The sequence below is a fragment of the Rathayibacter sp. AY1C6 genome, from assembly GCF_002931535.1.
In the GTDB taxonomy this organism is placed as follows: Bacteria; Actinomycetota; Actinomycetes; order Actinomycetales; family Microbacteriaceae; genus Rathayibacter.
In genome coordinates, this window is record NZ_PSWC01000015.1 from 1 (window position 1) to 24,374 (window position 24,374).

Below are 24,374 nucleotides of genomic sequence, written 5' to 3' on the forward strand. Positions count from 1 at the left end.
GTCCTGAGCGGCGTGGGGTGGGCTCCGGGGAAGGGCGGCGAGGAGCGGAGCCGCACGCCGCTCCGGAGTGCCCGCCACGCCGCTCAGGACAGCCGGACGCCCGTCAGCGCGAGGCCCGCGGCGGCCGCCGCGACGGCGAGCGCCGCCGTGCCGACGCCGTACCCCAGGCCGGCCGCCCAGCGCCGGTCGAGCAGCAGCCGCGCGGTCTCGACGCTCGCCGTGCTGAACGTGGTGAAGCCGCCGAGCACGCCCGTCCCGAGCACGGCCCGCCACACCGGGTCGAGGACACCGGCCAGCACGAGCCCGGTGACGACTCCGAGCAGCAGCGACCCGCTGACGTTGATCAGCGCGGTGCCGACCGGCCAGCGCGCCGGCACGAGCGACCGCGCGACCCCGTCGACGACGAGCCGTGCGGCCGCTCCGACTCCGCCCGCGAGAGCGACCGCGAGCAGCAGGCCGGGCGTCACGCCGCCGCCCTCCGCCGCCCCGCGACCGCGATGCCCAGCGCCGCGGCGAGCACGCCCAGCACGAGCGTGCCGCCGGTGTAGAGCAGGTACTCCACGACGTGGCCGCCCTCGAGCAGCGCGACCGTGTCGAGCGAGAAGGTGCTGTAGGTCGTGAATCCGCCCAGCACGCCGGTGCCGAGCAGGAGGCGCAGGGTGCGGCGCCCGCCCTCGTCCGGCCCGCGCCGCGCCAGCGCCTCGAGCAGGAGGCCCAGGAGGAACGCGCCCGGCAGGTTCACGGCGAGCGTCGCGACCGGCACGACGCCCAACGGGGGCAGTGCGGCGCCGATCGCGGCGCGCGCAGCCGTGCCGACGGCTCCACCCGCCGCGACGAGGAGGATCGCGGAGGGGCGCAGGTGGAGGGGTCGCGTCACTCCGCGAGGTCCCAGGGCGCCGGGCGCGACGGGTCGCGGTCGGCGCGCGGGACGACGAGCACGGGGCGGTGCTGGCGGTGCGCGAGGTGGGCGGCGACGCTCCCGCTGAGGAACTCGGCGATGCTCGCGAGCACGCCCGCGTCGCGGGTGCCGACCACGATCATCCGCGCGTCGACCTCCTCGGCGACCTCGGCGAGCGCCAGGGCGGGCTCGCCCCGCGCCGCGCGCAGCGACCACTGCACGGTGCTGCCGTCCAGCTCGTGCTCGACCGTCTCGCGGAGCCCGGGCGGGAGGGACGGGCCCTCGCCGCGGTCGGCCGCGGCGCCGACGAAGCCGAGCGGGATGCCGCCGGTCATCGGATCGACGTACTCGCCGACGAGGTACGGATCGGCCGATACGGACACGAGCAGCAGGGCGGCTCCGGCGTCGGCGGCGACGCGGGCGGCGGTGCGCAGGACCTCGGGTCGCTGGCCGTCGACGATGCCGACGAGGACGGGCCCGATGGGGGTGGGTGCGGTCATGAGGAGCTCCTTCCCGGTTGCGCCCCATCCTGGCACCGCACGGGCGCGAGCGGTCGGAGCATCCGTGCCGGATCCGTCGTGATCGTTCCGTTATGCGCGGGCCTCGGGCTAGAGTGGCTCGTCGCCGGATCCCCACCGGCCCCCGACCCCCCGTCACCACCGTCATCCGAGGAGAACGCACGCGTGTCGAAGCCAGGCATTCCCACCCCTGAGGAGAGTGCCGGCACCCCGACCACTGCACCCCCGACCCGGCGCGAGGCCCGCGAGGCCGAGCGCCGTGCGGCCCGGGCCGAGACGGAGACGGACGCGGCGACCGCCGGTGCCGCGGTCGAGGGCAGCGGATCGGACGAGACGATCGCCTCTGCGGAGAACGGCGTCTCCGCCGGAACTGCGCCCACCGCCGTCGACGCCGCAACGGCCGCGGCGACCGCTCCGACCGTCTCGGTCGAGGTCCCCGCCGTCGCCTCCCCCGCCTCCCGGTCGATCCCGGCCTCACCGCGCCGCGCGTCCGCCTCCCGCCCCGTCGCTCCCCGCGCCGCCGAACCCGCCCGAGCCCGTGGCCTCAGCCGTCGCGCCCTCGCCTTCGGCACCTTCTCGGTGGTCGGCGGCCTCTTCGCCACGGCCGCGATCCCCGCGTACGGCGCCCGCAGCTCCTCCGCCACCGCGACCGGCCGCGCCGCCGCGAACCGGGTCGGCCTCCAGAACCTCACTGTCTCCTCCGACGCCGCCGGCCAGACCGCCGTCCGCGACGCCTTCGCCGCCCCGACCCAGGCGCAGCTCGACGAGGCCAGCCGCCAGGCGGCCGTGCTCTCCGGATCCAACGGCGGCGAGTTCTCGACCGTGCAGACCCGCGCGGTCGGCGACGACTACCCGTGGCCCTACGAGACCATCGACGACGACGGCGGCGGACTCTCGCCCCTCGGCTACTACTACCGCGAGTGCGTCGACTTCGTGGCCTGGCGCCTCAACCGCGACGCCGGTCGCACCTCCGCGCCGTGGAAGTACACGTGGGGGAACATCACCCCGCTCGGCGGCAGCGCCTACGAGTGGCCGGACAACTGGGCCGCGAAGGGCTGGGCGACCAGCAGCGTCCCGATCGTCGGCTGCGTCGCGTGGTGGACCTACAACCACGTCTCGTACGTGCAGAAGGTCAACGACGACGGCACGGTGCTCCTCGAGGAGTACAACTACGGCGGCAAGCACAGCTACGTGACCCGCACCTTCCCCACCGCCCAGGTCCCGCTCTTCCTGTACCCGCCGGTCCTGTAGGGGGCCTGTTTCCGTCGCGCGTCGGCGGGCGGTGCGTCGCGATCCGTCCCCAGCGCACGCCGACGGGCGAGGGGGTGCGATCCCGCGTCAGGCGAGCGCGGCGAGGAGGATCGCGAAGGCGGGCGTCGTCGGATCGACGAGCGCCATGTGGTCGGCGTCGGCGAGCTCGTGGAGCTGCACGGCGGGGTGCCGGTCGGCGTATCGGCGGCTGTAGGCGTCGGGGACGTCCTCGTCGAGTACGCCGTGGATCAGCGTGGTCGGCTGCGGCGGCGCGGGCAGCTGCGCGGGGTCGGCGCCCGGGAGCAGCGCGAGGTCGCCGCCGAGGAGCTCCCCCACGGCGTCGTCGCTGAGGCGGTCGGCGGAGGCGGCGGCCAGGTCGAGCACGCCCGCCAGCGCCACCACAGCGGCGACGTGCGGCGACGGACGGGCGGCCTGCGACCAGACGGCGAGGTGGCCGCCGGCGGAGTGGCCGACGAGGGCGACCGGTCCGGCGCCGGGCAGCAGTGCCGGGAGCGCCGCGAGCACGGCCAGGACGTCGTCGCCGGTGCCCGGCCAGCCGCCTCCCGGGTCGCCCGTGCGCCGGTACTCGGGGAGGAGCACGTCGTGCCCGCGGTCGGCCAGTGCCGCCGCGAGCGGCCGGGCGTGCCGCCGGTCCCACCGCGCCCGCCAGAACCCGCCGTGCACGAGCACGACCGGCCGGCGCGCCTCGCCGGGCGCCCCGCGGAAGACGTCCGCGATCTGCTCCGGAGCCTCCCCGTACCGGCGCACCTCGTCCGGCTCGCGCCCCTCCGACTGCTGCATCCCCCCAGTACCTCCCCGCGAGACGCCACGTCGGTGCGCCCGGCACGGCGTGTCGCGTACCGGAGCGGCATCTCGCGGAGAGGGAGGGGAGGGCGCGGGAGCTCGCGTCAGGACTCGAACCAGCCCCGGGGGTGGTGGTCGGCCGTGAGGGGCGTGCGCGGCCGGGTCGGGCGGGCCCAGCGGACGGCGTTCGCCAGCACGCGCCGGATGTCCGGGTGGTGGTAGACGGGGTAGTCCTGGTCGCCGGGCGAGAAGTAGAAGACCTTCCCGAGGCCGCGGGTGTAGGTCACGCCGGAGCGGAACACCTCGCCGCCGGTGAACGTCGACAGGAACACCGTCTCCTCCGGCACCGGGATGTCGAAGTACTCGCCGTACATCTCCTGCTCGGGGATGATCAGCGGGCTGGGCACGCCCTCGGCGATCGGATGCGTGGGCGCGATCGTCCAGACCAGCTCGCGGTCGCGGTCGTTGCGCCACTTCAGCGAGCAGGTCGTGCCCATGAGCGCCTTGAAGATCGACGAGTAGTGGCCCGAGTGCAGGACCAGGATCCCCATCCCCTCCTGCACGTGCCGCAGGACGCGCTGGACGACCTCGTCCGACACCTCCTCGTGCGCGATGTGCCCCCACCACAGCAGCACGTCCGTCGTCGCGAGCGCCTCCTCGGTGAGCCCGTGCTCGGGCTCGGGGAGCGTCGCGGTGCGGACCGAGACGGCGTCGCCGAGCGACTCCGCGAGCCCGTCCGCGATGACGCGGTGGATGCCGTCCGGGTAGTGGCGCAGCACGGTCTCGTCGCCACGGGTCTCGTGGCGGAACTCGTTCCAGACGAGGACCTCGATCGGGGCGCTCATGCGACCGCCACCTCCTGCTTCTCGGCGGCGGAGCGGTAGATCGCGTCGACCACCCGGCTGCGGTGCAGCGCGTACTCGCCGTAGTGGCCGGAGTAGCGGGGGCCGCCCGCGGGCGCGTCGGCTCCCGAGGCGATGGCCTCCAGGAACTCGGCGATGACGGAGCGGTGGTGTCCGGCGGGGACCTTCACGTCGGGGTGCGAGACGGTCGGCGCTCCGGCGACCTCGGAGTAGAGCGTCAGAGTCCCTTCCGTGGCGTAGTCGGCGATGTGGAGGCGCGCGCCCCCGGCCGAGCCGAGCAGCTCGACCTCGATGTCCTCGTCGACCTTCGAGTAGCTGGCCCAGGAGGCGTCGAGCTGGAGCGAGCGGCCGTTGTCGAGGCGCAGCAGGGCGCTCGAGAAGTCCTCCACCTCGAACGCGTGCGTGCCGGTGGCGGCGACGCCGTGCGGGCGCCCTCCGCGGCCGGAGCGGCCGATCTCGCCGTACGCGACCGCCGAGACGCTGGTCACGCGCGGCTCGTCGAGCAGGTGCAGCGCGATGTCGAGCACGTGGGAGCCGAGGTCGATGAGCGGGCCGCCGCCGGCGAGCTCCTTGCTGGTGAACCAGGAGCCGATGCCGGGGATGCCGGTGCGCCGCTGCCAGCTCGCGCGGGCGTGGTAGACGTCGCCCAGCGGCGCGTCGTCGAGGTAGTCGCGGAGGAAGGCGACGTCGGCGCGGCGGCGGTGGTTGTACGCGATCTCGAGCGCCCGGTCGTTCGTGCGGGCGGCCTCGACCATCTCCGCCGCCAGCTCAGCGGTGGTGGCGAGCGGCTTCTCGCAGAAGACGTGCTTGCCGCTCGCGAGCGCGGCCACGGCGATCGGGTGGTGCAGGTGGTTCGGGACGCCGATGGAGACGACGTCGAGGTCGTCGCGGGCGACGAGCTCCTCCCAGTCGGCGTAGAGGTCGGGGACGCCGCGGGTCGCGCCGAGTTCGTGCAGGCGCGCCTCCTCCTGGCCGGCGAGCGCGACGACGCGGGCGCCGGCCAGGGACTGGAAGGCATCGAGGTGGGTGGTGCCGGCGAAGCCGAGGCCGACGACCCCCACGCGCAGCTCAGTGGTGTTCTCTGTCATGCGCCGAGCCTACTCGAATCGATTCGAGCACTCCATGGGCGGTGCGGCTTCCCGGAGCATCCGGCAGGCCGGCTTCAGGCCGCGAGGCGCGCCTCGAGCGCGGCGAGCGACGCGCGCAGGGCCGGCGCCTCGAGGGCGTCGCCGTCGGCGGCGGCGTGCGCGGCGGCGAACGCCTGGACCTGGCGGTGCAGCTCGACGCGGGTCCCGCCGCGGGCGACGACCGCGAGCCGCTCGGCGAGGCGCACGCCGGCGCGGACGACGAGCGGCTGCTCCATCGCGTACGAGCGCAGCGCGAGGAACACGTCGGCCAGCAGCTCACCCGCTCGGGGCCACGGGACGACCAGGCGGACGACTCCGTCGGAGTCGGAGTAGCGGCCGCGCGCCTCCGGCCGGCCGCAGAGGTCGACGAGCGCGCTGGTCAGGGCCTCGACGGCGCCGACCGCGGTGTACGGGTCGTTGGTGCCGGTCGCGAGCCCGCGGACTCCGATCTCGACCACCTGCTGGACGGCGTAGCGGAGGTCCTGGTGCGGGGTGCGGGCGTCGGCGACGACGACCGCGGCGACCGCCTCCTCCTGGGCGACGGACCCCTCCAGGACCTCGAGCACCGGGTCGCCGACGAGGACGTGGTCGCCGGGCAGCGCGAGCACCCGGAGCCGCGCGTCGCCGCGGCGGGCCAGGGCGACCAGCCGCTCGACCTCGAGCTGCTCGACGTAGCCCCCGCGCACCGCACGCAGCACGACCGGCTCGCGCCCCGCCGGCGGCAGGGCCTCCTCCGCGAGCAGTGCCCCCTCCGCATCCGTCGGCTCCTCCCCGTCCTCCGGGTGCAGCCGCTCGATGACGTCGACGAGCTCGCCGAGCACCCGCTGCTGCAGCGTCGTCACCTGCACCGACAGAGCGATGTGGTGGATGAAGTAGACGAGCACCGCGACGTCGCCCACCGCGAGCAGCACCGAGAACGAGACGGCCACCACCGGCACGAACGTCAGCGACGCGTCCTCCTCCGTGTGCACCGCGCGCAGCACGATCAGGGAGTACAGGAACGTGGAGGTGAGCACCGCCAGGACGATCTGGTTGCCGCGGTCGGCCATGAAGTTGCGGACCAGCCGGGGCCCGTAGGCGGAGGACGTGGTCGCCAGCACCGAGATCGTGATCGAGAACGAGGTCGCGGCGACGCCGAGCATCGTCCCGCCGATCGCCGAGAGGATCGCCCGGCCGCCGGTCGGCGACAGGTCCTCGATCAGGGGGATGTCGCTGTCGCCGGCGCGGACCAGCAGGTGGTCGACCTCGACCAGCCCCAGCGCCAGCCCGACGGCGAGGACGCCGAACAGGGCCGGGAGGAACCAGAAGGATTCGCGGAGGTGGAGGAGCCGGGAGCGCATGCTCGAAGGCTAGGGCGGCGCCTGCTCGCGGGCCGCGTCGCCGCGGAGGCTTGCGCGCCGGGCCGGGACGTGCCGCGGTGCCTGCCGCGGAGGCGTCGTCGCGTCGAGGGCCGTCCGCACTGCGGGGGCGTCCTCGCGACGGACGCCGGACGCACCGGAGGCGCCGACCCACGGGGATCGGCGCCTCCACGGGGCGTCAGGTGACGTTGATGAGCGTGCGCTGCCAGCCGGAGGAGCCGTCGGGCGCGACCGGTGCGCGGTCCTCGATCTGGACCATGCCGTTCTTGTCGACCGCGCGGACCGCGACGTAGTGCGAGCCGGGCTGGGCGTCCCAGTCGACGAACCACTGCACCCAGGTGTCGAGGTTGACCGGGGTCGAGAGCGTCGCCTCCTGCCAGTCGCCGTTGTCGATGCTCACCTCGACCTTCTCGATGCCGATGCTCTGCGCCCAGGCGACGCCCGCGATCTTGAGAGCGCCCGAGGTGACGGGGACGCCGATCCGCGGGGTGTCGATCCGCGAGGACATCTTGATGGGGGCCTCGGCGGAGTAGCCGCGCGGGGTCCAGTAGGCCTGGTCGGCCTCGAAGGTGGTGACCTTGAGCTCGGTGAGCCACTTGGTGGCCGAGACGTAGCCGTAGAGGCCGGGCACGATCATCCGCACCGGGAAGCCGTGCTCGAACGGGAGGGGCTCGCCGTTCATGCCGACGGCGAGGATCGCGTCGAGGTTCTCGTCCGTGACCGCGGTGATCGGGGTGGACGCCGTGTAGCCGTCGCTGCTGGTGGAGAGGAGCATGTCGGCTCCGCTCTGCACGCCGGCCATCTTCAGCACGTCGCGCAGGGGGACGCCGAGCCACTTGGCGTTGCCGACGAGGTTGCCGCCGACCTGGTTCGAGACGCAGGTGAGGGTGATGCCGTACTCGTCGAGGCCCATGTCGAAGATCTGCTGGAGGTTCAGCGTCACCTCGCGGTCGACCATGCCGGTGATCTTCAGCGACCAGGCCGACGGGTCCAGGTTGGGCACGGTGAGGGCGGTGTCGACGCGGTAGAAGTCGGCGTTCGGCGTGTAGAGCGGGGTGATGCCCTCGATGTCGAGCTCGGCGCCCGCGGGGACCGAGACGGTGCTGCGCGGGGACGGCAGGCGCAGGGCGTCGCGGACGCCGGCGAGGGAGGAGGTCGCCGCGTTGACCAGGCGGGCGCCGGTGCCGACGACGGCCGCGCCGACGGCGGAGATCAGCGCGATGCGGAAGAAGCCGCGGCGCTCGAGGGCGCCCGGACGGGCCTCGGAGGATGTTCCCCTGGCCTCCGAGGCCCGGGCCGCACGCCAGCCGCGCAGGCGCGTGAAGAGGAGGTGCATGACGACGACGGCGACGACGAGTCCGACCAGCGTGGGCACCGCAGCGAGCGGCGACGCTCCGGTGCGGGTCACGATGGCGGCGATCGAGAGGCCGCCGGCGATCACGAGCAGCACCTGGCCGAGCGGCGGGCGGACCAGCTGGAGCACTCCGGCGATCGCGGCGGCGACGACGACCGCGGCGCCCACGCTGCCGAGCAGGAAGGTCTTGTCGTTCTCGCCGAACGTCTCGATCGCGAACTCCTTGAGCGGGCGCGGGACGATGTCGACGATGAAGGCGCCGAGCGCGAGCACGGGGCTCGCGGTGCGGGCTACCGCGAGGGCGATGAGCTCGGCGACGGCGAGGAGGACTCCGCCCGTGACGATGCCCGCGAGGGCGGCGAGCAGGAAGTAGAGAGCTCGATGCTCGCGCACGGGTGCCGCTGTCTGGTTCATGGAGGAGAGTTTTCTCCCGCGACCTGCCGTTTCCCAGGGTGTCCCTGGTTTGGTCGTGTAGGCGCCTTTTTCATAACGAACAGGTAACGCACAGCGGCGGCATCTCGACGGGATCACCTCTCGCTCGGGCCGCCGCCGGGCCTCACCGCGCGCGACGCCCCCGCCGGAGGACCGCCGCGTTCGCGGTGACGATGAGGGCGATCCCGATCCATCCGGCCGCGCCGACGTCCTGCCCGAGCACGACCGCGCCGATGAGGGCGGCCAGGACGGGGTTGGCGCTCATGAGCGTCCCGAACACGCTCGCCGGGAGCCTCCGGAGCGCGATCACGTCGGCCACGAACGGGACGGCCGTCGCCAGGACGCCGGCGCCGACCGCCAGGAGCACGGTGCCCGCGTCGGGGCGCGTCGAGACGAGCGTCCAGACGGCGACGGGCAGGAAGACGGCGGCGGAGATCCCGGTCGCCGTGGCGGTCCCCTGCGCTCCGGGCAGCCGGAGTCCGATGATCCGGTTGAGCAGGATGTACGCGGCCCAGCAGCACGCGGCCGCGAGACCGAGCGCGATCCCCAGCTGGTCGGACGAGGGCCTCGGCCCGGCGATCGCGAGGACGCCCGCTCCGGCGACGAGGGCGCAGAGCGCGCTGGTCCTGCTCCGGGAGCCGAGGAGCGCGACCGCCAGCGGCCCGCAGAACTCCAGGGTCACCGCCAGCCCCAGCCCGATGCGGTCGATGGCCGCGTAGAGCGTGAGGTTCATCGCTCCGAACACCACGGCGAGGAGCAGGACGGGCCACCACTGCGCGCGGGTCAGGTCGCGGATCCGCGGCCGCACGACCGGGAGGAGGATCAGCGCGGCGACGATCTGCCGGACGGCGACCACTCCGACGGATCCCAGGACCGGGAAGGCCAGAGTCCCGGAGGCCGCCCCGAGCTGATTCGAGAGGGCGCTCGCGAGGGCGGTCGCGACGCCGACGGTCCGTCCGTCGCCGGGGAGCTGCTTCGTCATGCCGGAAGTCTGCGAGCCGTCCGGCCCCGGCTCACAATGCATAACCGGTCCGATCGATGCGGGAACCGCATGAATAGGATGCGGTCATGGATCTGGAACTGCGCCACCTCCGGTCGTTCGTCGGCGTCGTGGACGCCGGGACCTTCACCGACGCGGGGATCGACCTCGGCATCTCCCAGACGGCGGTCTCCCGCAACGTCGCGGCGCTCGAGTCCGTCCTCGGACGAAGGCTCCTCCACCGGACGACCCGCAGCGTCGAGCTCGCGCCGGCGGGCGAGCGGGTGCTTCGGCACGCCCGCCGCGTCCTGGCCGTCGTCGACGATCTGCGCGAGGAGGCGGCGGCCGGAACGGACACGATCCGGATCGGCTACGCCTGGTCGGCTCTCGGCGAGCACACCCAGGAGTTCCAGCGCCGCTGGGCCGCGGCGCTCCCCCGCCACGAGCTGCGGCTGATCCGCTCCAACACCCCCACCGCGGGGCTCGCGGAGGGCCTCAGCGACCTCGCGATCCTCCGGCGCGGATCTCCGGCTGCGGACGTCGAGTCGGCTCTGATCGGCACCGAGAAGCGCTACTGCGCCCTGTCCGTCGACGACCCGCTCGCCGCGAAGCGCACGGTCACGCTCGCCCAGGTGGCGACCGCTCCGCTCGCGCTCGACGACCGGACCGGGAGCACCCGGCTCGACCTCTGGCCCGAGCACGACCGGCCGCGGATCACCGTCCCGACGACCGACGTCGACGACTGGCTCACGGTGATCACCAGCGGCTCCGCCCGCGGAGTGACCGCGGAATCGACGGTGAGCCAGTACCGACGGCAGGGCGTCGCCTACCGGGTCGTCCGCGACGCCCCGCCGGTCCCCGTGCACGCCGCGTGGATCCGGAGCGACCCGCCGCCCCTCCTGGGCGACGTCATCGGGCTGCTCCAGGGCCTCTACCGCACCTCCGACTGACGACGACGGCCGCCGGGGGCGATCCCCGGCGGCCGTCGTCGTCACGTCACTTGCAGGTGAGAGCGGAGTACGCGGCCTGCTTCGTGGTGGTCACCGATGCTCCGTCCACGGTCGCCGTCGCGGTCACCGTCGCCGAGCCCGCGGCCACCGAGGCGGCGCGGGTGGTGAAGGCGTGCGAGGCGCTCGACCCGGGAGCGATCCCGGTGAACGCCTTCGAGCCCCAGGCGGAGCCGAGGGTGATCCCCGCCGGGACCTTCGCATCGTTCCGAGCGGTGACCGTCACCACGACCTTGCCCGCCACGCAGCGGCTGGTGGCCGTCACGGTGGTCGGCACCGTCGCCGCGGAGGCGCGGACGATGGAGAGGCGGTAGGTCGCGGTGGTCGTGTGGTCCTGCGCCGACGACTCGACGACCACGCTCGTCGTCCCCGAGGCCGCGAGCGGCACGGTGCGGCGGACGGTGTCGTCGATCAGCACGCCGTCGACCTTCACCAGGCCGCTGGGCACGGCCGGGTCCAGGTCGAGCGAGACGCTCGTCGTGCCGGCCGGCACCGTGAGCGTGTGGTCCCTGACCCCGGCGGCGAGAGCCGGCGAGAGCGTCCCGACGTCGGAGGAGAGCTTCGTCAGCTCCGGGTCCGCAGCGTAGGTGGTCGACTCGGTCGTGTAGACCCCGAAGACACCGCCGACGTAGCTGGATCCGGTGCCCTGGAAGCGCACCGTGACGACGGGGATCTTCTGCCCCTTCGCGTCGAGCACGTACTTCCCGCTCTGGTCGCGCTTGTAGCTGTCCTTCGCGGCGAGACCGCTGAGGATCGACGCCGGGATCCGGTCGTACTGGACGTACCAGCTCGTCGCTCCGGCCGCTCCCGAGACCACCTCGGTCTTGAGCTTCACGTCGTTGAGGTAGACGTCGAAGGTGCGTCCCGCGTCGCCGCCGTAGTAGCGGACCCCGAGGTAGTTCGCCGGCAGAGCCGGGTCGACGATCATGTCGTACTGGAAGTACGCCTCCGCCGAGCGCTCGCCGTCGCGGTACCCCTCGCCGCGCCAGGTCCCCACCGAGGACCGCGCGGTCTTGTAGTTCTTGTCGGCCTCGCTGTTGTTGTTGTCGAAGGAGGTGAGGGAGTCGATCGTCGTCTCGTCGACGCGCAGCTGCTCCTTCTGCGTCCGGATCAGCTCCTGGGCCGCGGCCGAGTCGGGCTCGATCAGGGTCATGTAGGTCGCGTAGCGGGCGTTGTAGAGGCTGTAGTACGGAGTGAACACCCGGGCGGCGGACGCGGCGTCGACGTTCTTCATGCCGAAGCGCATCGTCGTGCGGCCGTTGCCGTCCGCGCCGTCGGGCAGGCGGACCAGGTTGCCGCGGACCGCGGACTTCCAGGCCGCGGAGTCCGCGACGACGACGTTCGAGTTCACGGACTTGTCGGCCATGCCCATGCGCACCAGGACGCCGGCGACATAGGACGCCTCGACGTTCGAGCGGTTGAGCTCGGTCGCCAGCAGCACCGGTCCGTAGCGGAACGCGGTCCAGTCGGGGTTCTCCGTGTCCGCGACCGCGCTGACCGCGGCGGGCAGCTTCCAGGTCAGCACGTCACCGGCGGCGACGGCGACCGAGACGTATCCGGCCTGGGCCGTGACGGCACGGACGGCACCGTTCACGGTGAGCGTCGGCGCTCCGTCGATCCAGGACGGCACGCGCAGCTTGAGGGTCGTGTCCGCGGCCACGGCTCCTCCGGCCAGCGCTTCGACCCTCAGGGTCGCCGTGTCCGTGCTCGGGATGTCCGCCGTCTGGGTCAGCCGGAGGTTGTTCGCGGAGGAGCGGAGGACCGAGGAGCGGAACTGGTTCACGAAGACGGTCTTCGGCTTCTCGAAGTAGATCGAGTCGCCGAGCTTGGTGAAGCTCTCGATACCCGAGCCGTGGTCGCACCAGAACTCGTCGAGCTCGTGCCCGAAGACCTTGGCGTAGCCCGCGGTCTGCGGCTGGAAGTAGGTCACCATGCCGGTGTCCGGGTTCTGCACCGAGAGGACGCCGTTGATGAACGTCTCCTCGTAGAAGTCGGCGTACTTCACGTCCTCGGTCACCTGGAACAGCGCCCGGGTGAGCTTGAGCATGTTGTAGATGTTGCAGCCCTCGGAGGTCGAGTTCTCGCCGTAGCCGGTGGTCTGGCCGTTCGTGGCGTACTCGTACAGGGTGCCGGGTGCGTGGAAGTGCTCGGACTGGCTGTTGCCGCCGTTGGCGTAGGTGTGGGTCTCGTCGACCATGCGCCAGAAGTTCTCGGCGGCACGGCGGTACATGTCGAGATCCGACTTCTCCGCGGCGGTGAGCGTGGCGTAGAGCGCCGGGTCGTCGGTGAAGACGCGGTAGCGCTTCAGCGCGCCGATCAGCTTCGGGACGGTCGTGTTCGCGTGCAGCCCGTTGAGGACGTCCTCGTTGTTCGCGAGCTTCTGGAACAGCGCGGTCTCGTCGAAGTACTCGGCCGCGCGCTTGTGCGCCGGGTCGTGCGTGGTCTCGTACAGGCGGTAGAGCGCCTCGTTCATTCCGCCGTACTCCGTGTTCAGGAGCTGCCCGGGGTTGGCCTGGCGGCCCGCCCAGGCGGTGATCCAGCTGCCGAAGCCGCCGGCGACGGTGAGCGCCTTCTGCGAGACGGCGTCGGGCGCCTGGTCGTGGGCGTCGAGGAGGCCTGCGAGCACCTTGTGCAGGTTGTAGAAGGGGACGAGCAGGCCGTCGCCGCCCGAGGGGAGGTAGCGGGTCGGGAACGGCGAGACGTAGCCGGCGTTCGCGGGGTCCTTGAGCGCGTAGGCGTCCTGGACCTTCTTCAGACCGTCGACGGAAGCGGTGAGCTTCGCGAGCAGTGCCGCCTTGGTGGCCGCGTCTTCCTCGGTCGCGTAGGCCTGCGAGAGCGCCGAGAGGTAGTGGCCGAAGAAGTGGCCCTGGAACCGGGTGCCGTTCTCGCGCTCCCAACCCCCGTATCCGCCGCTGGTGGTCGGCGTGAGCCCGGCCTCGCGGTAGAAGGAGTAGAGGAACATCTCGGGGTCGAGGCTCAGCAGGTACTCGACGGTCTGCTGCTCCCCGTTCTCGAGGTAGGGGTCCTGCACGGAGACGTCGGACAGGCCGGCCTCCAGAAGGTAGTTCGACGTCTTCACTCCCCGGGGCTGCACCTGGAGAGTGTAGGTCTTCGTGACCGCGGTGCTGCCCCCGTAGGTGGCGGAGCCGGTGAGGACGACCTGCGTCGCGGAGCCGGTGGGCGGCGTGACCGCGGCCGTGCCTCCGCTGATCGCGACGGTCGCCGGGTCGGAGGAGGTCCAGCTGAGGGCGGACCCCTTCGCGCCGACGGTGGGCAGGGTGAAGCCGGTGCTGGTGCTCGCGGGCGGGGCGACCAGCTCGAGGTCGGCCCGGGCGATGCTCGCGGGGTCGAAGGAGGGGTTGCCGGCCTTCGTCAGGGCGACGACGTCGGTGGTGGTCGCGACGCCGTTGTAGAGCGCGTAGTCGTCGAGCAGGCCGCGCAGGTGCGCGCCGTTGTACTGGGGGCCGTTGAAGCCGAGGGTCTTCGTCGAGGTGCTCTCGGAGCCGAGGACGCCGGATGCGGAGGAGGACGGCGCGGTCTTGACGACGGCGGTCTGCTTCACCCCGTTGCGGTAGAAGGCGACGGCCTTGGTGCTCTTGTCGTACGTGGCGACCACGTGCGTCCACTCCCCCGCGGGGAAGAAGCCGGAGCGGGCGGTCTCGACGGCGACCTTGTACGGCTGACCGCCGGACGGGCCGATCGAGAGGGCGAGCGGAGTGCCGTCGCCCTCGGAGGTGAGGTACCAGCCGTCGGAGTTGTAGGTGGTCTTGTTCCAGGTGAAGACCTGCTCACCGGTCATCGCGCTGGTCGGCTTGTACCAGAACGAGACGGTGAGGTCGGCGGGCTGCAGCGCCGCCGCAGTGCCGAGCGAGATCGCGTTCGATCCGGTGAACTCGAACGCCCGGCCGTTCAGGCCGGTGCCGTAGGAGGCGGTGCCCTTCTGCATCCCGAGGGCGGTACCACGACCGCTGGTGTCGGCGAGCGACCCGTCGAACGGGAGCTCGAGCACCTTCGCGGCGTCGAGCGAGGTGGTGGGGGCGGCCTGGGCCGTGGGGCCGACCGACAGGAGACCCGCCGTCAGCGCCATCACCGCCACGGTGGCCAGGGGGAGTCGTCGTCTCATTCGTGAGGCCTCTCGTCGTTGAGAAATCCGGCCCAGGGGGGCGGGCCGCCTCGAATGTTACCGTTAACAATAGTTTTCGGTGAGGTTTCGGTGAGAGGACTGACAGGGTCCTCGAGCGCTCAGCGGCGCCGGTCCAGAGCCGCCCGGAGGTACGGAGCGGTGCGGCTGCCCGCGGCCTCGGCGACCTCCTCCGGAGTGCCCGTCGCGACCACCGAGCCGCCGGCCCGGCCCGCCCCCGGGCCGAGGTCCACGACCCAGTCCGCGTCGGCGACGACGCGCATGTCGTGCTCGACGACGATCACCGTGTTGCCCGCGTCGACGAGGTGCTGCAGGTGCTCGAGCAGGCGGTCGGCGTCGGCGGGGTGCAGGCCCGACGTCGGCTCGTCGAGCAGGTAGAGCGTGTCCCCGCGCTGGGCGCGACGCAGCTCCGAGGCGAGCTTCACCCGCTGCGCCTCTCCCCCGGACAGCTCGGGCGCCGGCTGGCCGAGCGAGACGTAGCCGAGCCCCACGTCCACCAGAGCGTCGAGGTGGCGGGCGACCTCGCGGTCCTCGGCGAAGGCCTCGCGCGCGTCGGCGACGCTCAGCGCGAGGACGTCGGCGATCGTCCGGCCGCCGAGGGTGACCTCGAGGGTCTCGTCGTTGTACCGGGTGCCGCCGCACGCCGTGCAGGGCGCCTCGACGGTCGGGAGGAACAGCAGCTCCACCTCCACGGAGCCCTCGCCCTTGCAGACGGGGCAGCGCCCGCTGGGCAGGTTGAAGGAGAAGCGGCTCGCCGAGAAGCGGCGGCGCTTCGCCTCCGGGGTGGCCGCGAAGAGCGTCCGCACCCGGTCGAACAGACCCGTGTAGGTCGCGACGTTCGAGCGCGAGGTCCGGCCGATCGGGGTCTGGGTCACCTGCACCACCCGGCGCAGGCGGTCCGCGGGCCCGGAGGCGGTGCCGCGGGTCGCCGCCGCCGCCGCGTCGAGCAGCGGGTCCGCCTCCCCGCCCTCCTCCGCCGGCGCGTCCTCGGCGACGTCGGCGCGGAGCGAGGCGCGCAGCAGATCGGGCAGCGCCTGGTTCACGAGCGTCGACTTGCCCGATCCGGAGACACCGGTGACCGCGGTGAGCACCCCGACCGGGAACGCGACGGAGAGGTCGTCGAGGGTGTGCCGCGAGACTCCGGCGAGCTCGATCCACTGCTCCGCGGTGCGGCGGGAGCGCAGCGGCGCCGGGTCGCCCTCGGGGAAGAGGTAGCGGCGGGTGACGGAGCCGCGGGCGCCCGGCAGGCCGTCGAGCGGGCCGGAGTAGACGACGGTGCCGCCCCCCGACCCCGCGCCCGGGCCGATGTCGACGATCCAGTCGGCCTCGCGGATGACGTCGAGGGAGTGCTCGACGAAGAAGACGGTGTTGCCGGTCGCCCGCAGGGTCCGCAGGATGCCGAGCAGCGCCTCCGTGTCGGCGGGGTGCAGGCCCGTGGACGGCTCGTCGAGCACGAAGACGACGCCGAAGAGGCGCGAGAGCACCTGCGTCGCGAGGCGCATCCGCTGGAGCTCCCCCGAGGAGAGCGTCGGCGTGGAGCGGTCGAGCGAGAGGTGGCCGAGGCCCAGGTCGACGATCGGCGCGAGGCGGGCGACGAGGTCCTCGACCAGCCGCTGCGCGGCCAGGCGGGTCTGCGGAGCGCCGTCGGCCGGGGTCCAGCCGGGCTCCAGCACGCGCCGCGCGACGACGACCAGCTCCTCGAGCGGGAGCGCCGACAGCTCGGTGATGTCGAGCCCCTCGAAGGTGACCGCGAGCGCGTCGGGCTTCAGCCTCCGGCCGCCGCACACCGGGCAGGCGACGCTGACGACGAACGAGGCCGCGCGCTCGCGCATCCGGGCGCTCTTCGAGCCGGCGAAGGTGTCGAGCACGTAGCGGCGCACCCCGAGGAACGTGCTCATGTAGCGCGGCTCGTCCCCGGCGGCCACGGACGCGCGCACCTCCGCGGGAGAGCGGTCGGTCCACACGGGAACCTGCGGGGAGTCAGGAGTGTGCAGGATCCAGTCGCGGTCCTCCGCGGGCAGGTCGCGCCACGGAGCGTCGATGTCGTGTCCGAGCGAGATCAGGCTGTCGCGCAGTTGCTTGCCGTGCCAGGCGGTCGGCCAGGCGGCGAGCGCCCCGTCGCGGATCGAGAGGGAGTCGTCCGGCACCATCAGCTCGTCGGGGACGTCGTAGACCCGGCCGATGCCGTGGCAGCTGGGGCACGCGCCCTGCACGGTGTTGGCCGAGAAGTCCTCCGCGAGCAGCATCGGCGCGCCCTCGGGGTAGGCGCCGATGCGCGAGAACACCATCCGCACCACGCTCGAGAGCGTCGTCGCACTGCCGACCGTGGAGCGGGCCGAGCCTCCGGAGCGCCGCTGCGGGAGGGCGACGGCCGGCGGCAGGCCCTCGATCGAGTCGACGTCCGGCACGCCGACCTGGTCGATCAGCCGCCGCGCGTAGGGGGCGACCGACTCGAAGTAGCGGCGCTGCGCCTCCGCGTAGAGCGTGCCGAAGGCGAGCGAGCTCTTGCCCGATCCGGAGACCCCCGTGAAGGCGACGAGGGCGTCGCGCGGCACGTCGACGTCGATGCTCCGGAGGTTGTTCTCGCGGGCGCCGCGCACGCGGACGTGGTCGAGGGGGTCGGTGGTTCCAGGCGCGCTCATCCGTACAGCCTGCCGTGCCGGGATGTGGGGCGGCCGCCGCGGAGCTCCGAGGCGCTCGACGCCGAGACGGCCCGCTCCCGGCCGAGGCACCGCAGTGGGGCGGTGTCTCGGCGGGGGCGGGCCGTCTCGGCGTCACCGGCGCGCGTGCGTCAGCAGGTGCGCGCCGGGTAGGCCGCGGTCAGGGCGCCCGCGGTGAGCGAGGCGGCCGGGACCGAGGCCTGACGGGTGGTGAAGGCGGCCGAGGCGCTGGCGCCGGGGGCGGCGGTCAGCGTCTGCGAGGCGCCGAACGGCGAGCGGATGACGACCGAGAGGGGCGTCGTGCCCGTGTTCTTCACCACTCCGGTGAGGACGACCTTGCCCGCGACGCAGCGGGTGGACGCGGTGAGCGTCGAGGTCGGTGCCGTCACCACCACGGTCGCGGTGACCGTGACGGCCGTGGAGCTCGAGAGCCGACGGTCGGCGGCGTTGTAGGCCGTCGATCCGTTCGCGCCCACCCACTGGTTGTCGTTTGCACCGATCGTGCGGACGACTCCGGTGACGGAGTAGCGGCCGGGCGCCGTCGCCACCGCGGAGGTGTTCCAGGTGACCGGCTGCGAGGCGGTGCCCCGGTTGTAGGCGAGCACGACGTCGGCGCGGGCGGGCAGAGCCGCCGCGGCGTCGGTGCCGGAGGCGACCGTCACCTCGCCGAGGTCCGAGCGGACCGCGGAGGCGGCGTCGGCCGAGCGGACCTCGGCGTACTGCCCCGCGGTCAGCGAGACGATGCCGCCGTGCTTGGTCGACGAGGCGAGCGAGAAGCCCGGGTCGGTGAGCTGGGTCCAGCCCGTGTCGAGGTCGTTCGTCACCATCGGCTTGTAGCCGGTCGCGGGGATCACGTCGACGTACAGGTACCAGGTGTCCTCGCCGTGGTCCTTGAACACCGCGGGGCCCTCGACCCCACCGGGGTTGCCGCCGGACCACACCGCGCCGATGCGCGACTGGATCTGCGTCCACGAGGTCGTCGGCAGCCACCAGGTCGGCGAGGTGGTCGACTCCATGTAGATGCCCTTGCCGGTGCCGTTGTCCTTCGAGATCCGGTAGGTCGTGCCGGAGTCCTGGATCAGCGTGGTGTCGATCGTGTCGGCCCCGGTGTCGATGAAGGTGCCGCCGTAGGAGTAGGTGGCCTGCGTGAAGTCCGTGGTCGCTCCCCAGAGCACGCGGGAGGATCCGGTGCCCGGCGTGTGCGCCGCGGTCGGGTAGACCGTCGAGGACCAGTAGACGACGAACGCGCCCTTGCCGGGTCCCGCGTAGTCCGGCACCCACGTGGCCTCGGGAGCCCACATCATGCCGGCCTCGAGCTTCTTCGTCCCCGCGGCGTCGAGCGCCACGTCGAACTGCCGGACGTCGCTCCACGACACGAGGTCGCTCGACTCCCAGACGTTCATCTTCGTGCTGCCCTTGGTGGTCCAGTAGCACCAGGTGTCGCAGGTGCTGGGGCCCCGGTCGCCGCCGAAGACGCGGAGGTCCGTGGCGATGATGTAGTACTTCTTCGTGTCGGGGTTGTAGGTCAGGTACGGGTCGCGGACACCGGTGGTGCCGAGGTCGGAGGCCAGGATCGGCTTCGCGCCGTTGAGCGGGTCCCACTTCTCCGGGTCGTCGCCGCGGGAGACGTCGAGGTAGATCTTCTCGGCGTAGCCCTGGGAGTCCTCGACGAAGTGGACCATCATGTAGCCGTAGGGGGTGTCGACGCCGACCTGCGGCTCGACCGTCACGGCGATCGAGCGGGTCTGCACGATTCCGCGGATCGACGCCGTCGCGGTGAGCGTCGAGGCGCGCGCGGCCTGGCCCACGGCGGGGCGGTCGGCGCTGAGGGTGCGGCCGTCGGCCGAGACGCGCAGGGTCGGGTCGCTGGAGGACCAGGTCACCGCTCCCCCGTAGTCGGGCAGGTTCGTGGTCGAGTCGTCGACGGTGAGCGGGGCGACCCCGGCCAGCACGGCGGCGGCGATCGGGGAGAACGTGGAGGCGTGAGGCTTCGCGTCGACGCTCGACACGGCCACCACCTCCGCCCCGGTGAGCGCGCGGTCGTAGACGCGGAACGCCGAGACCTCGCCCGTGTAGAACGGGTCGGGGTACGGTGCTCGGCCGATCGTGTTCAGCGACTGGTCCGCCACCGACGAGGGGCGCAGAGCGGTGGGCGCCGAGGCGACCTGGACGCCGTCGACGAAGAACGAGATCGTGCCGGCGCTGCCGTCGATCACCGAGGTGAGGCTGTACCAGCGGTCGGCGGTCAGGGCGGAGGCGCTGCGGGCGTTGTTCTCGCCGTTCCCTCCGCTGGTCGTGATCGCGGTGCGCACCCGGTCGCGGACGGACGCGAACCAGTACTGGTTCGTGCTGTCGCTGCCGATGTTCCACAGGAAGTGGAAGTTCGAGAGCATCGACGCGTCGGCGCGGGTCTCGATCGTGACGGTGGCCGACGAGCGACCGGTCAGCAGGTTCGCGGGCAGCTGCACCCAGGGGGCGGTGGTGCTGCTCTTGGGGCCGCCGGTGAGGCGGAGCGACGTGCCGGTCCAGAGCGCGTCGGTCGCGTTGCGGACGGTGGCGGCTCCCACGCCTCCGCTCACGGTGTTCGGGACCGTGCTGCCGGTGGTCTGCGTGAACCGGTAGTCGGCGAGGAGGCCCTGCTGCGGGATCACGGCATCGGCCGCCTGCGCTGCCGGAGCCGGGGCGACGAGGCCCGAGAGCAGCACTGCTCCGAGGCCGAGCGCGGCGAGCGCGGCGCGCAGCGGCGCTCGCCGCGCGGGTGTGGTGGTGGGGGGCATGGTGCTCCTTCAGTGGAGTGGTGCGGTTCAGGGAGGGGGAGAGGATCTCGGGGTGCCGAGCCCTGCTGGGTCGAGCAGCGCCGTCAGGGGCGTGTCGGAGCCTGTGTGCGGAGCACGAAGGGCTCGATACGCCGCCGGGCGGCTGCTCGACCGGCAGGGAGGGGCAGCTGCTCGACCGGCACGAGGGATCAGCCGCCGGGGTCCGTGTCGGTGTACCCGGTGGTCGGGGCGGTGGTGCCGAGTGCCGCGAGGGTGGGCGCCTTCCGCATCACGACGGGGTTGCCCGGGCTGTCGCGACCATGGAGCAGTCGCCGTCGTGGAACTCGATCGCGGGGTCGGCGGTGTCCGGCGCGATCGGGTCGGTGGAGGTCGGCTCGCCGAGGGCGACGGCCGGGGAGGCGGCGGTGAAGGGCAGCGGAGCCACCGCGGCGAGGAGGATCAGCAGCCCGGCCGTGTGGCGGCGCCGGAGCCCCGCGGATCGGGGGAGCTCGGCGTCGACGGGCGTCGATGCGGTCGTCATCGTGACTCCATCGTCAGGGGCGGCGTGGGGCCCGGAGGCGCACCGTGAGCGGCGCGCCCCCGGGGGCGGGGGGGCTGCGGAGAGGCGCCGGAGGGCGCCAAGGGGAGAGGCCCGGTGGACCTCGGAGAAGAGCTCGCCGTGACTCGCAGGATCCGGCGCGACCTCCACCTCGAGGCCTCCGACGCCGCCAGCTGCACGGTTTGTTCACGGTAACAGGGCGTCTGCGCAAACTCAACGGCCCCCGTGAGCGGGGGTGGCATCACTTCACGGCGCCTGCGGTCCGCGCGGTCGCTTTCGTCACGGAGGAAGGATCCGCGGCGCCCCGTGGAACGGCGCAGGCGACGTGGGCCGGATCGGACGTTCGTCGTGAGTCGTGATCAGCACCGCCGTCCCGAGCCGCCGCCCTCGGCCCTCCACCGTCGCTCGGGCCTCCGCCGCCGCTGTCAAGAGGGGAGAGACGGGCCGCGCCCCTCGCCTAGGGTGCCGGGATGCCCCGCACCCGGACGTCCCGCGCCGCCCTCGCCTGGCGGGAGGCGGTCACCGGCTCGCGCCTGATGCTCGCTCTCAAGACGGCGCTGGCGGTCGGCATCGCCTGGGCCGTCGCGCCGCTCGCTCCCGGAGTCGCGGAGCAGTACCCGTACTACGCGCCGCTCGGCGCCCTGGTCAGCATGTACCCGACCCTGATGGGCTCGGTCCGCACCGGACTGCAGACCCTGCTCGGCCTGGCGGCGGGGATCGGGCTCGCCGCCCTCGTGGTCGTCACCGTCGGACCGACCTGGTGGACGATCCCGCTCGTCGTCGGGATCGGCGTGGTCCTCTCGGGGACGGGGTGGTTCGGCGCGGGCCGCGAGTACGTGCCGATGGCGGCCCTCTTCGTGCTCATCATCGGCGGGGCCGACGCCGAGGACTACTCCCTCGGCTACCTCGTGCAGATGGCGGTGGGCGTGGTGGTGGGGCTGCTGGTGAACGTGGTCGTCGCCCCCGGGCTCACCGTCGAGGCGGCGTCCGCCCGGGTCGACGCGTTCCGGCGCGAGCTCGCGGAGCACCTGCGCCAGCTTGCCGCCGCGCTCGAGGAGACGTGGCCGCCCGAGCACGAGGCCTGGGCGCGCAACGGCGAGGAGCTGGCCCGGACGGCGGAGGAGGTCCGCGCGGCCCTCGCGGACGCGGACGAGAGCCGCAAGGGCAACCCGCGCGCGCTGCTGCACCGGCGCGACTCCCGACCCGACCACCTCCGCCTCGAGACGCTCGACGCGATCCTCTTCCACATCCGCGATCTGAGCGGCGCCCTCGCGGACACCATCTGGGAGCGGCCGGGCGCGCTCCCGTTCGATCCGGCGCTCGGCCCGCCGCTGAGCGAGGCCTGCCGGGCGGTCGCCGACGCGATCGACCGCGACGACGCCGGCTCCCCCGCCGCGCACCGGGCGATCGGAGGCGCGGCCCGCGCGATCCGGCACCTCGTGCAGGTCGTCGACGAGCGGACCGCCGCGACCTCCCGGACCCTCGGTCCCGGCGTCCTCGCGGCCATGCACCTCCGCCGCGTCCTGGTGCGCCTGCAGCACGACGGCGCGGAGCCGCAGGAGGAGTGAGGTCTGGCGCCTCCAGCCCCATACTGATATGGTGATGGGACATCAGGAGAACGGGGACGACGTGGAGCGGACGGTGACGACGACGAGCCTCCGTGGTCGCGCGCCGGAGCGGACGACCACGGAGGCTCACCTGGCCTTCGGGCAGGCGCTACTCGCAGACGAAGAAGGCGACCTCCACGTAGCCCATCGTCTGCGAACGGGTGTCGACGTCGGAGTTCTCGACGGTCACGCCGGACGCGGCGAAGCTGCTGCCTCCTGCGCCCGTCGACGCGTTGGCCGCGTAGGAGCCGCCACCCCGCACCCACAGGGAGGTGCCGCCGCCGGCACCGCCGAAGTAGCCGCCGCCGCCACCACCGGACGCATAGGTCACCTGGCGGCTCGCGTTCGTCCTCGCTGCGCCGGCACCGCCGTCGCGCCCGGAGCCCGGGCTGCCGAGAACCGTCTCGGTCACGTTGACCGTCGTCACACCGGGCTGCCCCGGCCCGGTCTGGCTTCCGCCGGTGCTCGGGGCCTGCTCGGTGGAGCCGGTGCTGCTGTCCGCGCGCGAGACGGCGCTGTCGTAGCCGGAGCCGCCGACGGGACCGCCGGACCCCGCGTTCGGCCCGACGCGGGCGGACCGGGTGAAGTCGTTCGAGGTGAAGCCGGCTGCGCTACCGCCGCCGCCGCCCGCGATGACGAGCAGGGAGCCCGCGGCGGTGATCCCGCTGGCCCCGCCCCCTCCTCCGGAGCCGATGTAGCCCGGAGTGCCCGGAGCCCCGCCGTTGCCGAGCCCCCGGCCGCCGGCCTGGTTGCTGCCGCCCGAGCCCGCGGTGATGACGATCTCGGACGCTCCGCCGAGCGCGTCGACGGGGATGGTGCCCGTCACCCGCGCACCGGCGCTGGTGACGTCCGACCCGGTGCGGACGCCGCCGCCGTCTCCGCCGACCGCCGTGAAGCGGACCCACTGGGTTCCCGCGGGCACGGGGATCGTCCGGGCCGCGAGCGCGGTGGTCGAGGTGGCGTCGATGCGCTGCGCGTCCTGCAGGGCGCACTGGGGGGCGGTTGAGGCCGACGCCATCGGAGCGGCGATCGAGGCGGCCACAACAGGAATCGCCCATGCGGCGCCCTTCACCACGGTTCGGCGCTGGGTCAGACGATCGGGGGCGCCGGTCGGCGTGCTGGTGTCTTCGTTCTGCATCGGAGTCCTTCTGTCATCGTGCACCCCTGGGTATCGGGGGCAGAGTCGGGTGAGAGGCGCGGGAGGATGCCCGTGCCGCTCCGACAGAGTCGCCTGCTCCGCGACGGGGCACGCCGCTCGAGGCCGCTCTGGCGCGAACCTGCCCAGAGGCGGCGCGCCGCGCCTCCCGCGCCTCATCCTCAGCAGCTTCTCCGCACCGCCGACCAGTCGTCCACGACGTCGTAGATGCCCCATCGGGCTCGCCGACACGGACCCTCCGAGCGGGCGGCCCGACTCGCGAGCACCCCGGACCGAGCGGCCCGGAGAGCCCGCGACGGCCGAGCGCAGAACCCGACGTCAGTCCGTCGCCGGCCCGCGACGGCCGAACGGGCAGCCCGGCGTCAGCCCGGCGTCACGCCCCGACGGCCGAACGGCCAGCCCGGCATCAGCCCGGCATCAGCCCAGCGCCAGCCCGGCGTCAGCCCGCGTCGGCGAGCAGCGCCTCGCGGTCGAGCCGCTTCGCGTAGCAGCGGGCGCTCGGCTCGTCGCCCCAGTAGCCGTAGCCCGCGATCGGGTCGTAGCCGGCGCTCGCGTAGAGCGCCATCGCCTCCGGCTGCTCCGTGCCGGTGACCAGTCGGAGCAGCTCCACGCCCTCGCGGGCCGCCAGCCGCTCGACGCCGGCGAGCAGCACGCGGCTGAGCCCGCGGCCCCGCGCGGCGCTCACCACGAACATCCGCTTGATCTCGCCGATGCCGTCCTCGACCGCGAGCGCCACGCAGCCGACGAGCCCGCCGTCGACCTCGAGCAGCAGGGTCGGAGCGTCGGCGGGAGGGCGCGGACCGGTGTCGTCGCCGCCGTAGCGGGCGAGGAGGTCGGCCTCCTGCAGGGCGAAGAGGTCCGTGGCGGCCGGGTCTCCGGCCGTGGTCTCGATCAGGCGGTGCAC

18 protein-coding genes are annotated in these 24,374 nt (G+C 73.3%); 3 read left to right on the forward strand and 15 right to left on the reverse strand.

The window, feature by feature from the left end; genetic code table 11:
- Positions 1–83: 83 nt before the first annotated feature.
- Genes C5D36_RS10355 through C5D36_RS16840 form a run of 3 tightly spaced genes read right to left on the reverse strand, consistent with a single transcriptional unit; the run spans position 84 to position 1,398 of the window.
- Positions 84–467: a CrcB family protein gene (locus tag C5D36_RS10355; protein ID WP_104226584.1), complete on the reverse strand. Its 384-nt coding sequence runs from the start codon at positions 465–467 to the stop codon at positions 84–86.
- Complete coding sequence (locus C5D36_RS16835; protein WP_104313543.1) at positions 464–877, reverse strand: CrcB family protein; 414 nt, start codon at positions 875–877, stop codon at positions 464–466. The genes C5D36_RS10355 and C5D36_RS16835 overlap by 4 nt, the downstream gene beginning before the upstream one ends.
- Positions 874–1,398 (reverse strand): universal stress protein, encoded by a 525-nt coding sequence (locus tag C5D36_RS16840; RefSeq protein ID WP_181072852.1) that lies wholly within the window; start codon positions 1,396–1,398, stop codon positions 874–876. The genes C5D36_RS16835 and C5D36_RS16840 overlap by 4 nt, the downstream gene beginning before the upstream one ends.
- Positions 1,399–1,581: 183 nt before the next feature.
- Here C5D36_RS16840 and C5D36_RS10365 point away from each other — a divergent pair, with 183 nt between their 5' ends.
- On the forward strand, positions 1,582–2,667 hold the full coding sequence (locus C5D36_RS10365) for a CHAP domain-containing protein (RefSeq protein ID WP_104295770.1): 1,086 nt from the start codon (positions 1,582–1,584) through the stop codon (positions 2,665–2,667).
- 87 nt (positions 2,668–2,754) lie between these two features.
- On the opposite strand, the gene C5D36_RS10370 is transcribed toward C5D36_RS10365, so the two are convergent.
- The 6 genes from C5D36_RS10370 to C5D36_RS10395 all read right to left on the reverse strand — a co-directional run bounded on the left by C5D36_RS10370 (position 2,755) and on the right by C5D36_RS10395 (position 9,587).
- On the reverse strand, positions 2,755–3,468 hold the full coding sequence (locus C5D36_RS10370; RefSeq protein WP_104295771.1) for an alpha/beta hydrolase: 714 nt from the start codon (positions 3,466–3,468) through the stop codon (positions 2,755–2,757).
- Between the two features lie 107 nt (positions 3,469–3,575).
- The gene (locus C5D36_RS10375; protein ID WP_104226581.1) at positions 3,576–4,316 is read right to left on the reverse strand and encodes a ThuA domain-containing protein; all 741 of its coding nucleotides are present in this window, start codon (positions 4,314–4,316) and stop codon (positions 3,576–3,578) included.
- Entirely contained in the window at positions 4,313–5,422 is a 1,110-nt protein-coding gene (locus tag C5D36_RS10380) for a Gfo/Idh/MocA family protein (RefSeq protein ID WP_104295772.1), read from the reverse strand. Before C5D36_RS10380 ends, C5D36_RS10375 begins: the two co-directional genes overlap by 4 nt.
- Positions 5,423–5,496: 74 nt before the next feature.
- The gene (locus C5D36_RS10385; protein ID WP_104295773.1) at positions 5,497–6,801 is read right to left on the reverse strand and encodes a DUF2254 domain-containing protein; all 1,305 of its coding nucleotides are present in this window, start codon (positions 6,799–6,801) and stop codon (positions 5,497–5,499) included.
- A 196-nt stretch (positions 6,802–6,997) separates the two neighbouring features.
- On the reverse strand, positions 6,998–8,587 hold the full coding sequence (locus C5D36_RS10390; protein ID WP_104226578.1) for a molybdopterin-dependent oxidoreductase: 1,590 nt from the start codon (positions 8,585–8,587) through the stop codon (positions 6,998–7,000).
- A gap of 142 nt (positions 8,588–8,729) precedes the next feature.
- Entirely contained in the window at positions 8,730–9,587 is an 858-nt protein-coding gene (locus tag C5D36_RS10395; protein WP_104234495.1) for a DMT family transporter, read from the reverse strand.
- An 86-nt stretch (positions 9,588–9,673) separates the two neighbouring features.
- On the opposite strand from C5D36_RS10395, the gene C5D36_RS10400 reads away from it, so the two are divergent.
- Complete coding sequence (locus C5D36_RS10400; RefSeq protein ID WP_104295774.1) at positions 9,674–10,534, forward strand: LysR family transcriptional regulator; 861 nt, start codon at positions 9,674–9,676, stop codon at positions 10,532–10,534.
- A 46-nt stretch (positions 10,535–10,580) separates the two neighbouring features.
- Here the strand turns inward: C5D36_RS10400 and C5D36_RS10405 are convergent, their stop codons facing one another.
- The 4 genes from C5D36_RS10405 to C5D36_RS10420 all read right to left on the reverse strand — a co-directional run bounded on the left by C5D36_RS10405 (position 10,581) and on the right by C5D36_RS10420 (position 20,689).
- Positions 10,581–14,714 (reverse strand): beta-L-arabinofuranosidase domain-containing protein, encoded by a 4,134-nt coding sequence (locus C5D36_RS10405; protein WP_104295775.1) that lies wholly within the window; start codon positions 14,712–14,714, stop codon positions 10,581–10,583.
- Positions 14,715–14,833: 119 nt separating this feature from the next.
- Positions 14,834–17,374 carry an excinuclease ABC subunit UvrA gene (locus tag C5D36_RS10410; RefSeq protein ID WP_104257750.1) on the reverse strand — a complete coding sequence of 847 codons (2,541 nt, stop codon included), beginning with the start codon at positions 17,372–17,374 and terminating at the stop codon, positions 14,834–14,836.
- Positions 17,375–17,523: 149 nt separating this feature from the next.
- Entirely contained in the window at positions 17,524–20,169 is a 2,646-nt protein-coding gene (locus C5D36_RS10415; protein ID WP_104234492.1) for a LamG-like jellyroll fold domain-containing protein, read from the reverse strand.
- Positions 20,170–20,437: 268 nt separating this feature from the next.
- The gene (locus tag C5D36_RS10420) at positions 20,438–20,689 is read right to left on the reverse strand and encodes a hypothetical protein (protein ID WP_104226573.1); all 252 of its coding nucleotides are present in this window, start codon (positions 20,687–20,689) and stop codon (positions 20,438–20,440) included.
- Between the two features lie 488 nt (positions 20,690–21,177).
- On the opposite strand from C5D36_RS10420, the gene C5D36_RS10425 reads away from it, so the two are divergent.
- Positions 21,178–22,275 carry an aromatic acid exporter family protein gene (locus C5D36_RS10425; RefSeq protein ID WP_104295776.1) on the forward strand — a complete coding sequence of 366 codons (1,098 nt, stop codon included), beginning with the start codon at positions 21,178–21,180 and terminating at the stop codon, positions 22,273–22,275.
- Between the two features lie 148 nt (positions 22,276–22,423).
- On the opposite strand, the gene C5D36_RS10430 is transcribed toward C5D36_RS10425, so the two are convergent.
- A complete protein-coding gene (locus C5D36_RS10430; protein ID WP_104351504.1) occupies positions 22,424–23,452 on the reverse strand; it encodes a hypothetical protein in 1,029 nt (342 codons plus the stop codon).
- A 457-nt stretch (positions 23,453–23,909) separates the two neighbouring features.
- Entirely contained in the window at positions 23,910–24,374 is a 465-nt protein-coding gene (locus tag C5D36_RS10435; RefSeq protein WP_104226986.1) for a GNAT family N-acetyltransferase, read from the reverse strand.

What these genes read in the sequence shown, in the direction of transcription:
- C5D36_RS16840 (WP_181072852.1), bottom strand. Translation starts at nt 1,398, where the DNA reads ATGACCGCACCCACCCCCATCGGGCCCGTCCTCGTCGGCATCGTCGAC.
- C5D36_RS10370 (WP_104295771.1), bottom strand. Translation starts at nt 3,468, where the DNA reads ATGCAGCAGTCGGAGGGGCGCGAGCCGGACGAGGTGCGCCGGTACGGG.
- C5D36_RS10375 (WP_104226581.1), bottom strand. Translation starts at nt 4,316, where the DNA reads ATGAGCGCCCCGATCGAGGTCCTCGTCTGGAACGAGTTCCGCCACGAG.
- C5D36_RS10380 (WP_104295772.1), bottom strand. Translation starts at nt 5,422, where the DNA reads ATGACAGAGAACACCACTGAGCTGCGCGTGGGGGTCGTCGGCCTCGGC.
- C5D36_RS10385 (WP_104295773.1), bottom strand. Translation starts at nt 6,801, where the DNA reads ATGCGCTCCCGGCTCCTCCACCTCCGCGAATCCTTCTGGTTCCTCCCG.
- C5D36_RS10390 (WP_104226578.1), bottom strand. Translation starts at nt 8,587, where the DNA reads ATGAACCAGACAGCGGCACCCGTGCGCGAGCATCGAGCTCTCTACTTC.
- C5D36_RS10395 (WP_104234495.1), bottom strand. Translation starts at nt 9,587, where the DNA reads ATGACGAAGCAGCTCCCCGGCGACGGACGGACCGTCGGCGTCGCGACC.
- C5D36_RS10400 (WP_104295774.1), top strand. Translation starts at nt 9,674, where the DNA reads ATGGATCTGGAACTGCGCCACCTCCGGTCGTTCGTCGGCGTCGTGGAC.
- C5D36_RS10405 (WP_104295775.1), bottom strand. Translation starts at nt 14,714, where the DNA reads ATGAGACGACGACTCCCCCTGGCCACCGTGGCGGTGATGGCGCTGACG.
- C5D36_RS10410 (WP_104257750.1), bottom strand. Translation starts at nt 17,374, where the DNA reads ATGAGCGCGCCTGGAACCACCGACCCCCTCGACCACGTCCGCGTGCGC.
- C5D36_RS10415 (WP_104234492.1), bottom strand. Translation starts at nt 20,169, where the DNA reads ATGCCCCCCACCACCACACCCGCGCGGCGAGCGCCGCTGCGCGCCGCG.
- C5D36_RS10420 (WP_104226573.1), bottom strand. Translation starts at nt 20,689, where the DNA reads ATGACGACCGCATCGACGCCCGTCGACGCCGAGCTCCCCCGATCCGCG.
- C5D36_RS10425 (WP_104295776.1), top strand. Translation starts at nt 21,178, where the DNA reads ATGCCCCGCACCCGGACGTCCCGCGCCGCCCTCGCCTGGCGGGAGGCG.
- C5D36_RS10430 (WP_104351504.1), bottom strand. Translation starts at nt 23,452, where the DNA reads ATGCAGAACGAAGACACCAGCACGCCGACCGGCGCCCCCGATCGTCTG.